Source organism: Agrobacterium larrymoorei, assembly GCF_030819275.1.
Lineage (GTDB): Bacteria > Pseudomonadota > Alphaproteobacteria > Rhizobiales > Rhizobiaceae > Agrobacterium > Agrobacterium larrymoorei_B.
On sequence record NZ_JAUTBL010000002.1, the window covers coordinates 535330 to 548290 of the forward strand.

At 57.9% G+C, this 12961-nt stretch carries 11 protein-coding genes; 8 read left to right on the plus strand and 3 right to left on the minus strand.

Going from position 1 to position 12961, the window contains the following annotated elements:
* The first annotated feature begins 237 nt into the window (after window positions 1–237).
* Window positions 238–369: a hypothetical protein gene (locus QE408_RS11110; RefSeq protein ID WP_306931142.1), complete on the plus strand. Its 132-nt coding sequence runs from the start codon at window positions 238–240 to the stop codon at window positions 367–369.
* A 242-nt stretch (window positions 370–611) separates the two neighbouring features.
* Complete coding sequence (locus tag QE408_RS11115) at window positions 612–1481, plus strand: LysR family transcriptional regulator (RefSeq protein WP_306931144.1); 870 nt, start codon at window positions 612–614, stop codon at window positions 1479–1481.
* Here the strand turns inward: QE408_RS11115 and QE408_RS11120 are convergent.
* Both QE408_RS11120 and aceA read right to left on the minus strand, forming a co-directional pair.
* Window positions 1478–1723 carry an SMc00767 family acetate metabolism repressor gene (locus QE408_RS11120; protein WP_062426031.1) on the minus strand — a complete coding sequence of 82 codons (246 nt, stop codon included), beginning with the start codon at window positions 1721–1723 and terminating at the stop codon, window positions 1478–1480. The two genes, QE408_RS11115 and QE408_RS11120, sit on opposite strands and share 4 nt — an antisense overlap.
* A gap of 102 nt (window positions 1724–1825) precedes the next feature.
* Window positions 1826–3115 carry an isocitrate lyase gene (aceA, locus tag QE408_RS11125; RefSeq protein ID WP_306931150.1) on the minus strand — a complete coding sequence of 430 codons (1290 nt, stop codon included), beginning with the start codon at window positions 3113–3115 and terminating at the stop codon, window positions 1826–1828.
* Between the two features lie 240 nt (window positions 3116–3355).
* Between aceA and QE408_RS11130 the strand changes: the two genes are divergently transcribed.
* The 6 genes from QE408_RS11130 to QE408_RS11155 all read left to right on the plus strand — a co-directional run bounded on the left by QE408_RS11130 (window position 3356) and on the right by QE408_RS11155 (window position 11007).
* Window positions 3356–4774, plus strand: a complete 1419-nt coding sequence (locus tag QE408_RS11130; RefSeq protein ID WP_306931152.1) for a helix-turn-helix domain-containing protein — start codon at window positions 3356–3358, stop codon at window positions 4772–4774.
* 185 nt (window positions 4775–4959) lie between these two features.
* Window positions 4960–6057 (plus strand): polyamine ABC transporter substrate-binding protein, encoded by a 1098-nt coding sequence (locus QE408_RS11135; RefSeq protein ID WP_306931153.1) that lies wholly within the window; start codon window positions 4960–4962, stop codon window positions 6055–6057.
* 76 nt (window positions 6058–6133) lie between these two features.
* Window positions 6134–7291, plus strand: a complete 1158-nt coding sequence (locus QE408_RS11140) for an ABC transporter ATP-binding protein (protein ID WP_306931155.1) — start codon at window positions 6134–6136, stop codon at window positions 7289–7291.
* 11 nt (window positions 7292–7302) lie between these two features.
* Window positions 7303–8211 (plus strand): ABC transporter permease subunit, encoded by a 909-nt coding sequence (locus QE408_RS11145; protein WP_306931157.1) that lies wholly within the window; start codon window positions 7303–7305, stop codon window positions 8209–8211.
* A gap of 3 nt (window positions 8212–8214) precedes the next feature.
* Window positions 8215–9027, plus strand: coding sequence for an ABC transporter permease (locus QE408_RS11150; RefSeq protein WP_306931160.1), 813 nt, complete (start codon window positions 8215–8217; stop codon window positions 9025–9027).
* Window positions 9028–9054: 27 nt separating this feature from the next.
* The gene (locus QE408_RS11155; protein WP_306931162.1) at window positions 9055–11007 is read left to right on the plus strand and encodes an acetoacetate--CoA ligase; all 1953 of its coding nucleotides are present in this window, start codon (window positions 9055–9057) and stop codon (window positions 11005–11007) included.
* Between the two features lie 256 nt (window positions 11008–11263).
* Here the strand turns inward: QE408_RS11155 and QE408_RS11160 are convergent, their stop codons facing one another.
* Window positions 11264–12904, minus strand: coding sequence for an ABC transporter permease (locus QE408_RS11160; RefSeq protein ID WP_306934770.1), 1641 nt, complete (start codon window positions 12902–12904; stop codon window positions 11264–11266).
* Window positions 12905–12961: the final 57 nt, after the last annotated feature.

Below are 12961 nucleotides of genomic sequence, written 5' to 3' on the forward strand. Positions count from 1 at the left end.
AATTCCGATAAAGATGTGCCCACTGAAATTCCGCTAATGCCTCGCTCTCACGCGTTTCGGATGCAAGGCTGAAACAGTTTCACTGGAAATGCTGCAGCGCGGCGGGGCTTTAACATCTTGTTAAGGGGCCGGAGTCATGCTGACCTCTATGCCAGCACAACGCGAGTTGGAACATGAGGTCTCGCTGGACGCCGGAACCCGGCATTGGACGGTTATGTTTTTCGTTGGAAGCCGCTCATGATGATGTCCAGAAATCGCGCTCGCGCCGTCGCTATTGCCCGCACACGCAATGACAACCTCCTTTTTGCCTTTCGCCTGAGCCTGATTGCTGCCGGTGCTCTCGCGGCTTTGCTCGCTATCGCGCTTTAAGTTTGGAAGCCCGCGCCTCAGTGCCGCAAAAGCGCGCCGCATGATGCCTGGTGCGCAGGCTTCAGCGTAAAATTTTTCCTCTGCTTCCCGCCTCGCCCTCGGGCCTTCAGGAGCTGGCACCCTTATGAAGCCGAAGGCTGTGTAAATCTCATGCATGGTGAACTCCCCTTTGTTGAGTGTCACCATCCTGCACACCTGTTTTTGCTTTATCTGCATCCAGGAATGCCTTACGTTTTTCAATCATGAAAAACATCGGATGGGATGCCTTTCAGCTTTTTCTCGACGTCGCCAGAGGCGGAGGGCTCACGGGTGCGGCAGGCACCACGCGCCTCAGCCCGGCTACGATCGGTCGTAAAATGCTGGAACTGGAGCAAAAGCTTGGTAAGGCACTCTTTGTCAGAAGCCAGACCGGATACGCGCTGACGGCTGACGGTCGTACCCTCTTCGATAACCTTCGTGCGATGGAAGAGGCCGCCGGAACGATTGATGGCTGGCGAAAATCAAGCGTCACCACATCTCTGGTCCGGATCGCGCTAGGCACATGGAATGCGCAGTTGATGATGAGCAATTTCTCAGCCATTTGCAGCGAACGCGACAGTTTCCGCATCGACCTCTTCATCGCCGAACAAAGAGCGACGCTGGCGCATCGCGAAAACGATATCGGCATCCGCGCTTTCGAGCCTGAAGAACGCAATCTGGCAGCGGTCAAAACCGGCGATGTTGCTTACGCGGCTTACCGGTTGCGCAATGCGCCTCAATCCGTCGCCGACCGCTGGATTGCGATCGACAAGGAAAATGCGATCTCCGCCTATCTGCGCTGGCCGCATGAGCTTGCTCCAGACAAGATAGTGGTGACGGTGAACCGCCCGTCAGCGTTGCGGGAACTCATTCTCTCTGGCGCAGGCACAGCGGTGCTACCGTGTTTCATCGGCGATGCGGATGCGCGGCTCGTGCGAGAAGGGATGGAGATCGGTGAGCTTCGCCATCAGCAATGGCTGGTGATGAACAACGAGGACCGCCACCGCCGTGATATACGGACGGTGGCAGACCGAATGATCAAGCTCATCAAACAGAACGCCGACCTTTACGCGGGGCGGACGTCTGCACGTTAGGCCGCAGCCTTGCTCTGCGCGACGATAACCGGGATCAGCAGATCGCCCCAGTTCCCGTCGCCACCATGATGGCGGGCGGAGCGGACGAGTTCGACGGAGATTCCCGCCTCGACCGCATTCATGACCGCCTGGTTGAGGCGGTGCAGATCATTTGCCAGCATACGGATGGCAGCCTGTTGATCCTGCGTCATGGCAGAGGACTGTTCTTCTGCCCGTTCTCTTACTCTCGAAATCGAAGCCATTGTCTTTCCTCCTCAAAGATCATGCCGCGCAAAGCTGTTGAGTGGTTTGCGAATAACGACATGCGTTAAAAAAAGTACCTTATGCGTCTCACACTTCAGATGTTACTCTGCGGCCGGGCGGAACTGGTCGTGCTCGGTCGATTCACTCATGGCGGTGGTGGACGACGTGCCGCCGGAAATTGCGACGGAGACCGCATCGAAATAGCCGGTGCCGACTTCGCGCTGGTGTTTGGTTGCGGTGTAGCCATTGATCTCGGCTGCAAATTCCGCCTCCTGAAGCTCCGAATAGGCTGCCATCTGGCGATCCTTGTAGCCGCGTGCCAGTTCGAACATGCCGTAATTCAACTGGTGGAAACCGGCAAGCGTGATGAACTGGAACTTGTAGCCCATCGCGCCCAACTCGCGCTGGAACTTCGCAATCGTCGCATCGTCCAGGTTCTTCTTCCAGTTGAAGGACGGTGAGCAGTTGTATGCAAGCTTCTTGCCCGGATGAACCTTGTGGACGCCTTCGGCAAATTTGCGGGCCTGCTCCAGATCCGGCTTGGATGTTTCGCACCAGATCAGATCGCAATAGGGCGCGTAAGCATTGGCGCGGGCGATGCAGGGCTCAAGCCCGTTCTTCACCTGATAGAAGCCCTCGACCGTGCGACCGGCATCGTAATCGACAAACGGACGATCCCGCTCGTCGATATCGGATGTCAGAAGCTTCGCCGCTTCCGCGTCGGTTCTGGCAATGACCAGCGTCGGAACACCCATGACGTCTGCTGCAAGGCGCGCTGCCGTCAGGTTGCGGATATGCGCCGCTGTCGGGATCAGAACCTTGCCGCCGAGGTGGCCGCACTTCTTTTCCGATGCCAGCTGATCCTCATAGTGAACGCCGGCAGCACCCGCTTCGATGAAGGCCTTCATGATTTCGAAGGCGTTCAGCGGACCACCGAAGCCAGCCTCGGCATCGGCAACGATTGGGGCAAACCATGTGTCGACCGAAAGGCCATTGCCTTCGGCGGTTTCGATCTGGTCGGCGCGCTGAAGCGTGCGATTGATGCGCTTGGCAAGTTCGGGTGCGGCATTTGCCGGATAGAGCGACTGGTCCGGATACATGGCCGACGCCGTATTCGCATCGGCTGCAACCTGCCATCCGGACAGATAGATGGCCTTCAGACCGGCCCGGACCATCTGCATGGCCTGGTTGCCGGAAAGCGCACCCAGCGCATTGACGAAGCTCTCTTCGTTGATCAGCTGCCACAGGCGGTTGGCGCCCATTTCGGCAAGCGAATAGCGAATATCGACCGAGCCGCGCAGCTTCAAAACGTCTTCTGCCGTGTAGGTGCGCTCGATGCCGTCGAAGCGTCCCTTTGGAGCATTTGGAACAAGCTTGTAAAAATCAGTCACATCTCTCTCCCATGTCTATGTGCTGCCACTTCCCGCTGCTTCTGAATTGGATCGGTAGCAGCGATCTGATGTGACTGAATTTACATTTCTCGATTTTCTATGGCTAGATAAAAAGGAAAAACAGTGACTTGAAACGGGTTATGCTGTATCGTCTTTGACAGAACCAACTTGTAAAAATGTAAATTTTGTAAATGTGGCAAGTGCTCATATTTTGTTAGCCTTTGTCAAAGGGGAGGGGCGATGGCGGAAACAAAGATCTTTGCAGGGCCGCGCGTGCGCCGGGTGCGAAACGGCTTGGGCCTGACGCAGACCGCCATGGCGGAAGCGCTGTCCATCTCGCCGTCCTATCTCAATCTCATCGAGCGCAATCAGCGGCCTTTGACGGTTCAGCTGCTGCTGAAACTCGCTTCCGTCTACAAGGTCGATCTCGATGACCTGCAGGGCGAAAGTGGTGGCACGGCCAGCCAGTTGCGGGAGGTCTTCGCAGATCCATTGCTGGCAGGGGAGATTCCGTCACCGCAAGAACTCGTCGAGGTGGCGGAAGCAGCACCAAACGCCGCTATGGGCGTGGTGAAGCTCTACCGGGCCTATAGCGAACAGGCCAAGCGTCTTAGCGATCTGTCCGACCTTCTGGCACGCGAGGGCCATCAGACGACCCTGTCGGCGGCCCGTCTGCCGATCGATGAGGTTAGGCAGGTGTTCGAAAGCAGGCCAGCGCATTTCGCCCTTCTCGATAGCGCGGCAGAGAGTTTCCATGCAGCACTTGGAGCCAGCGACGATCTGGCATCTGCCTTGAAATCCTGGCTGCAAAAAAAACATGGCATCATCGTCCGTAGTCTGCCGGTCCATGCCATGCCAAACCTTCGCCGCCGCTATGACCGGCACTCCATGCGCTTGTTTCTCTCCGAGCGTTTGTCGACGCATGATCAGCTTCGCGAACTGGCCATGGAGGTTTCATTACTGGCGCTGACCGCGGAAATCTCGCAGGAACTGGAGGCGCTGGCGCTTTCAAACGAAGAGGCAAAGCGCATCGCTCGTTTTGAACTTGCACGCTATGCCGCCCACGCTTTGATGATGCCCTATGCTGCTTACCTGGCTGCGGCGCAGCGCGCACGCTACGATATCGATGTGCTGCGCGCACGCTTCAACGTCTCCTTCGAACAGGCGGCCAATCGGCTCGTTTCGCTGGCAAAGCCGGGATCGTCCGCAGTCCCTTTCTTCATGATGGAGACAGACAGTGCCGGAAACCGCTTTCGCAAGGCTGGCGCGCAAGGCTTCCCGCAGGCAAAGTTCGGCGGGCTCTGTCCAAGGCTCAACATTCACGCGGCCTTCGCTCAGCCCGGGCAGGTGCTGGTGGAGAGCGCCGAAATGCCGGATGGCGCCGCCTACATCACAATCTCACGTACACTGGAAGGACCGCAGGCCGGGTTCGGAGAACGGGTGCGCCGTACAGCCCTGATGATCGTCACTGAGGCGGTCCACGCGAAGGATATAGTCTATGGCGAAGCGCTCACTGGCTCGGCCAGTGCGATTGCGATCGGCCCGTCCTGTCGACTGTGCGAAAGGCAGGGCTGTCTGTCGCGGGCGGAGGCGCCGCTGACGCGTCCGCTGGGTCTTGATGAAATGGTGACAGGCCTCAGCGTCTTCGATTTTCAATAGTTTGGCTTGGAGATCTCGCGTCACCAGGGTTTCGCACAGCTCTCGCGTCTCCTCGCCAAAATGTCATCTGCCTGAAATTTTCGCACTGCACATTTCTGCTTGCGGAGGCCGATTTTCCTTCTTAGTCTCTGCGAAAACAAAGGGGTTTGCGCAGTTTCTCGTCATGCGCCATATCAGGAGAAATCATGGGTTACCGATCGCTTCGTTTCACTCTGGCTTTTGCCACGGCCGTTCTCTCTGCCGGCGCTGCCTTTGCCCAGGAAAAGGTCGTCCACGTCTATAACTGGTCCGACTATATTGACCCCTCCATCCTTGAGGACTTCACCAAGGAAACGGGTATCAAGGTTGTCTACGACGTTTATGACGGCAACGAAGTTCTGGAAACCAAGCTTTTGGCGGGGAATTCCGGTTATGACGTGGTTGCGCCCACATCGCCCTTCCTTGCGCGCCAAATCAAGGCAGGTGTGTATCAGAAGCTCGACAAGTCCAAACTGCCCAACCTGAAGAACATGTGGCCGGAAATCACCACGCGTTTGTCGCAATATGACCCTGGCAATGAATACGCCGTCAATTACATGTGGGGAACCACCGGCATTGGCTACAATGTCGCCAAGGTTAAAGCCGCACTCGGTGACGTGAAGGTCGATAGCTGGGACATTCTGTTCAAGCCGGAAAACGCCAAGAAGCTGCAGTCTTGCGGCATCAATATTCTCGATGCCTCTGACGAGACCTTTGCAATTGCGATGAATTATGTCGGCAAGAACCCCGACAGCAAGGAAACAGCCGATCTTGAGGCTGGCGGCAAAGTCTACGAAGCCATCCGCCCCTATGTGAAGACGTTCAATTCCTCCGCCTATATCGATGAGCTTGCCAATGGCGACAGCTGCATCACCATCGGCTGGTCCGGTGACGTGCTGCAGGCCAAGACCCGTGCCGAGGAAGCCAAGAACGGCGTCGAGGTCAATTATGTGATCCCGAAGGAAGGCACCTATATCTGGATGGACTCCTTTGCCATTCCGGCTGACGCCAAGAATGTCGATGAGGCACATGCCTTCATCAACTACATGATGAAGCCGGAAGTGGCCGCCAAGGCTTCCGATTTTGTTCAATACGCCAATGGCAATCTCGCTTCCCAGGCGCTGATGAACCCGGCGGTTGCGAAAAATCCTTCCGTCTATCCCGATGAGGCGACGATGAAGAAGCTCTTCACCATCTCGCCCTATGGGCCGCGTGAGCAGCGCGTTCTGAACCGCGTCTGGACCCAGATAAAAACCGGCAGCTGATCGGGCTTTAAAAAGGGGCGGGCAAAACACCTGCCCCTTTTACGTTCGGCACTTTCGCAAACAAACAGAGCAGGTCATGGCGAAATCACTCGGCCCGGTAAAACGCACATTCTCTCCCTGGACAGATCCATCCTCGGTCCCCTTCATCCGGTTCGAAAACGTTACCAAGCGGTTTGGTGATTTCACCGCCGTCGACAATCTCACACTGGATATCTATGAGCGTGAGTTCTTCTCGCTGCTCGGGCCCTCTGGCTGTGGCAAGACCACGCTGATGCGCATGCTGGCAGGCTTCGAGGAGCCGACCTCGGGCCGCATTCTGCTGCAGGGAAAAGACATTTCCGGCGTGCCGCCCTATAAGCGTCCGACCAATATGATGTTCCAGTCCTACGCACTGTTCCCCCATATGTCGGTGGAGAAGAACATCGCCTTTGGTCTGGAGCAGGACGGCCTGCCGAAAGCCGATATTGCAAACCGCGTCGCGGAGATGCTGCGCCTCGTCAAGCTGACCGAGTTTGCCAAACGCAAACCAAGCCAGCTTTCCGGTGGTCAGCGTCAGCGCGTGGCGCTTGCCCGTTCGCTTGCCAAGCGGCCCAAGGTTCTCCTGCTGGACGAGCCGCTCGGTGCTCTCGACAAGAAGCTGCGCGAAGAAACCCAGTTCGAAATCATGGATCTGCAACAGACGCTGGGTCTCACCTTCCTGATCGTTACCCACGATCAGGAAGAGGCCATGACCGTTTCGGATCGCATTGCGGTGATGGACAGGGGCATCGTCGTGCAGGTGGCAACACCTGCCGAAATCTACGAAGCACCGAACAGCCGTTACGTGGCCGACTTCATCGGCGATATCAACATCTTCGAAGCGAAGATCGACAGCAAGACGCCTGCTGACGGCAAGCCTGCGCAAGTTGTGCTCGATTGCGAGGGACTGAAGGTGACGGTGGAGCAGGAATGCCAAGCCGCCATCGGTAGCCAGGTGGCCTTTGCCGTTCGACCGGAGAAGGTCCGCATTTCGCTCGATGCGCCTGCCGATGGAACGGTGAACGTCGCCCATGGCGAGGTTTGGGATATCGGCTATCTCGGGGATTTCTCCATCTTCATCGTCAAGCTCGATGACGGTCGGATCATGCGTGCCGCCCAGGCCAATGTCTCGCGCCTGGTCGATCGCCCCATCACCTTCGATGACAAGGTCTGGCTCACCTGGAAAGCCGATTCCGGCCTGGTTCTCACCCGATAGGAGAGTGACAGATGGCGATCCCTTCTCCTGAAAGCCGCCGAAATCCATTGCAATGGCTCGTGGTGGCCGTTCCTTACTTTTGGCTACTGCTGTTCTTCGCAGCACCCTTCTTCATCATCGTCAAGATATCGCTCTCCGATACTGCGATCGCCATGCCGCCCTATGTGCCGGTCTTCGAGGGCTTCAGCCGGATCGGTGAGTTCTTCTCGCAGCTCGATTTCGACAATTACCTGTTCCTGACGGAAGACCCGCTTTACATCGAGGCTTATCTTTCTTCGCTGCGGATTGCCCTCATCTCCACGTTGCTGCTGCTTCTGATCGGATATCCGATGGCACTGGCCATGGCGCGAGCGCCGAACCACATTCGTCCGACCTTGGTGATGCTCGTCATCCTGCCGTTCTGGACGTCATTTCTCATCCGCGTCTACGCCTGGATCGGTATTCTAAAGCCGGAGGGGCTGCTGACCGTGCTGTTCCAGTCACTCGGCATTCTTGGGCCTGACGAGCAGGTGAACATCTTCCGCACCGAAATTTCCGTCTTCATCGGTATCGTCTACTCCTATCTTCCCTTCATGGTGCTGCCACTCTATTCGGCGCTGGAGAAGCTCGACAACACGCTGCTGGAAGCTGCTGCCGATCTTGGCTGCCCGCCGTGGAAGGCCTTCTGGAAAATCACCTTCCCCCTGTCGCTGCCGGGTGTCATTGCGGGCTCGATGATCTGCTTTATCCCGATCACCGGCGAGTTCGTCATTCCCGATCTTCTCGGCGGCGCTCAGACGCTGATGATCGGCAAAACCCTTTGGACCGAGTTCTTCGGCAATCGTGACTGGCCGCTCGCCTCGGCTGTTGCCGTGCTGCTCTTGCTGTTGCTGGTGGTGCCGATCGCCATCTTCCAGAACCAGCAGAAAAAGGTGGGGTGAGCCATGAAACGCGGCAAGTTCGATACGACCATCCTCACCATCTGCTTTGCATTTCTCTATATCCCGATCCTGATTCTGGTGATCTACTCCTTCAACGCCTCCAAGCTGGTCACGGTCTGGGGCGGCTTTTCACTGCACTGGTATCAGTCCATGTGGTCCAACCAAGGACTGATGGATGCGGCCTGGATCACCGTGCGCGTTGCGGTGCTGAGCGCCACCATCGGCACGATCCTCGGAACGCTGGCAGCACTGTCACTGACACGCTTTGCCCGTTTCCCCGGACGCATGCTGTTTTCCGGGATGATCTACGCACCGCTGGTCATGCCGGAAGTCATCACCGGTCTGTCGCTGCTACTGCTCTTTGTCTCTATCGGCGTCGACCGCGGCTTCTGGACAGTCGTCATTGCCCATACGACCTTCACCATGTGCTATGTAGCGATCGTCGTGCAGTCCAGGCTGCTGACCTTCGATCGCAGCCTGGAAGAGGCGGCGCTCGATCTCGGCTGCCCGCCGGTCAAAACCTTCTTCCGCATCACATTACCTTTGATTCTTCCAGCGGTCGTCGCAGGCTGGATGCTGGCCTTTTCGCTGTCGCTGGACGATCTGGTGATCGCAAGCTTCACCACGGGACCGGGCGCCACCACGCTGCCGATCAAGATCTATTCCCAGGTGCGTCTTGGTGTTACGCCGGAGATCAACGCGATCTGCACCATTCTGATTGCATTGGTGACCATCGGCGTGATTTGCGCCTCGATCACCTCCAAGCGGACAGAGCTTCAGCGCATGAGGGATGAGCACGCGGCCGCCAAGGGCTAAAAACATTCGGGGCAGGAGGAGGCCACCGTGACTGACAACAAGCCGCTCTGGACGCCGTCGGCTGAGCGCGTCGCGCAATCGCCGATGACGCATTTCATCGACTGGTGCGCCAGCCGCTATGGCGTAACATTTTCCGATTACGATGCCTTCCACCGCTGGTCGGTGGATGCGCGCGAAGACTTCTGGAGTGCGGTGTGGACCTATTGCGGCGTGATCGGAGAGCCGGGGGAACGCGTTCTTATCGACCGTGATGACATGCTCGATGCGCGGTTCTTCCCAGATGCCGAGTTGAATTTTGCCGAAAATCTGCTGAGCCGCAGCGGGCCGGATGATGCGATTATCTTCCGCGGTGAAGACAAGGTGGAGGAGCGCTGGTCCTGGGATCGGCTGCGTGAGGAGGTCTCTCGCTTGCAGCAGGCCTTTGCCGAGCGGGGCATCGAGCCTGGCGACCGCATCGCTGCGATGATGCCGAACATGCCGCAAACCTTGGCACTGATGCTGGCTGCCACATCGCTCGGTGCCGTCTGGTCCTCATGTTCACCGGACTTTGGCGAACAAGGCGTACTGGACCGTTTTGGGCAGATCGGGCCTAAACTCTTCATCGCCTGCGATGGCTATTGGTACAATGGCAAGCGGCAGGAGGTCGCGGACAAGGCCAAGGCGGTTGCCGAAAAGCTTGGCGTTCCGCTGCTGCTGGTGCCATACGCGGGAACCAGGGGAACCGATCAGGAGAGTGAAACCGGCATCGTTCACTACGATGATTTCATTCAGCCATTCCAGCAAAAACCGCTGCATTATGTCCGTCAACCATTCAGCCATCCGCTCTATATTCTCTTCTCCTCCGGCACCACCGGCGTGCCGAAATGCATCGTGCATTCGGCGGGCGGAACGCTGCTTCAGCATCTGAAGGAGCATCGCTTTCACTGTGAGCTGAAAGAGGGCGAGCGCTTCTTCTACTTCACCACCTGCGGCTGGATGATGTGGAACTGGCTGGTGACCGGCCTCGCTTCGGGCGCAACGCTCTGCCTGTATGACGGGTCGCCATTCGCGCCGGATGGCAATGTGCTGTTCGACTATGCGGCAAAAGAACGCTTCGCCATTTTCGGCACCTCGGCCAAATATATCGATGCGGTCCGCAAGTCCGGTCTGGAACCGGGCAAGACGCATAATCTCTCGGCGCTGAGGCTCGTCACCTCCACCGGATCGCCGCTATCGCCGGAAGGCTTCTCCTTCGTCTATGATGGCATCAAGAGCGATGTCCAGCTGGCGTCCATTTCGGGGGGAACCGATATCGTCTCCTGCTTCGTGCTGGGCAATCCGGTGAAGCCGGTCTGGAAAGGCGAGATCCAGGGGCCGGGTCTTGGTCTTGCGGTGGACGTATGGGACGATGAAGGCAGGCCGGTGCGCGGCGAGAAAGGCGAACTTGTCTGCACGACACCCTTTCCGTGCCAGCCGGTCATGTTCTGGAACGATGTGGATGGCGAAAAATATCGCGCCGCCTATTTCAGTCGCTTCGACAATGTCTGGTGCCACGGCGATTTTGCCGAATGGACGCCCCATGGCGGGCTGATCATTCACGGGCGCTCGGATGCCACCTTGAACCCCGGCGGCGTGCGCATCGGCACGGCAGAGATTTACAACCAGGTCGAGACGATCGACGAGGTGCTGGAGGCGCTTTGCATCGGGCAGGACTGGGACGGCGATGTGCGCGTCGTGCTGTTCGTGCGCCTGAAGGATGGTGCGAGCCTGGATGATGCGCTGATCTCACGCATCAAGGACCGGATCCGCAGGGGTGCATCGCCCCGCCACGTTCCGGCAAAAATCATCGCCGTCGCCGATATCCCGCGAACGAAATCCGGCAAGATCGTTGAACTTGCAGTTCGCGATGTCGTGCATGGGCGTGCGGTCAAGAACAAGGAGGCGCTGGCCAATCCGGAGGCTCTTGCCTTTTTCGAACGTCTGGCGGCGCTTCAGAACTGACGGTTTCGAGCGTGGATGAGGCCAATGATTCCCACCTGCGATTCACCATCGCGTGATGTCCTATAGGAATTGTCGCCCGTCAAAGGTGGGAGGCGGTTTTAACCTTCTCTTAAAGTGAATTGTCCAAAAATGAATTCAACGCGGGTCCATTCAATGACCGGATGGAGAGCCGGTGGCTCCAAAAAGACATGATGTATTTTCGATCCTACTCTCGTTAAAAGCACAAATTTAGTGGCAGCGTCAGCTGCCTCTTTTTTTATGCGTTGCTGTCCAAGGAGTGGGAGACGAGGATGACCGGCACCAGCCCCGCCGCAATGATGACGAGCGCGGGAAGTGCTGCATCCTGCACGCGGGAGCGCGACGCACTTTCATAAACCATCGTTGAGAGCGTATTGAAGTTGAATGGCCGCAGCATGATCGTGGCCGGAAGTTCCTTCAGCGATTCGATGAACACCAGCAGCGATGCCGTAATGGCGGCGGGTCGGATATTGGGCAGCAACACGCCAACCAGCGTCTGAAGCCGGGTTCGGCCAAGTGTGCGCGAGGCCATGTCGAGATGGGGCGACAGCTTCTGGAAGCCGGCATCGACCGTGCCTTCCGCGAGCGTCATGAAGCGCACGCTATGCGCATAGATGATCGCGAAGGCCGTGCCTGACAAAAGAAGCCCGGTGGAGAGGCCAAGATGGGTCCGCATCACGCCGTCGACAGCATTGTCGAGACCGGCAAGCGGAAGCAACACGCCGATGGCAAGCACCGTGCCGGGAATACCGTAACCGAGTGATCCCACCCTGACCGCAAAACGTGTCGGCCATGAGGGGCGCTCCCGCTGCGCATAGGCCAGCAGAAAGCCGCCGAGTAGCGTGACAAGCGCGACGGGAAGGGACACTTCGAGACTGTGGAGCAGCGCTTTGAAGAGTTTTGGATCGGCAAGCCCATTCAGCCGTTTGAGAGCGTAGCTACCAAGCACGAGAACGGGGATAGCAAAGCCGGAGAGAAAGGGGAGGGTGCAGACGAGCGTAGCAAGCCATCCACGCACTGAGGAAAGCGTCACTCTCGCCGATCGCTGATGCATCGCCGTTGCTTTACCGACGGCAAAGCGCTGTCGTCTGCGGGCTCTCCGCTCGATGACGATCAGAGCCGCAACGATGAGGACGAGGCAAGCGGCGATCTGCGTGGCGCCAGCAAGATTGCCGCGGTTGAGCCATGTCTCGTAAATGGTGAAGGTCAGCGTATGAACGCCGAGATACTCCACCGCGCCGATATCGTTCAGCGTCTCCATCATCACCAGTGCAAGGCCGATGATGATTGCAGGACGCGCCATCGGCATTTGGACGGAGAGGAACAGGCGAAGGGGGCCGACGCCCAGCGTCCTGGCTGCATCGGTGGCAAACCGCCCCTGCAACCCAAAGGCCGCGCGGGTGGAGAGATAGATGTAAGGGTAAAGAACCGAGCCTAGAACCAGCACGGCTCCCCCAAGCGAACGGATATCGGGAAACCAGTAATCGCGAATGGTCTGGTAGCCGAAGAGCGCGCGTAACGCGCTCTGCACCGGGCCGGCAAAATCCAGAAACTCGCCGAAAGCATAGGCTGCAAGATAGGATGGGATTGCCAGCGGCAGCACCAGAGCAAAGGACAGGAGCCGCCGGAACGGAAACTCGAACATGGTCACAAGCCAAGCCGTCGTCACACCGGTGATCGTGGTAAAGGCGCCGGTCATAACCAGCAGAAGCAGCGTCTGTGCGCCGGACCGCGGCAGGACATTGACGAGAAGATGCTGCCAGCCATTTGTGCCTCCCGTCAGAGCGATGACGAAGATCGCAATCAGCGGCATGGCGACCAGTGCGGACAGCAGGATGGCCGCTATTGTCAGCGGGTTGACGCGCGATCCTGCCCGCATTGATGCGGCGGTTGGATGTTCGGCTGGATGCAAGGCGTTTATCCTTCCGTGACCGTT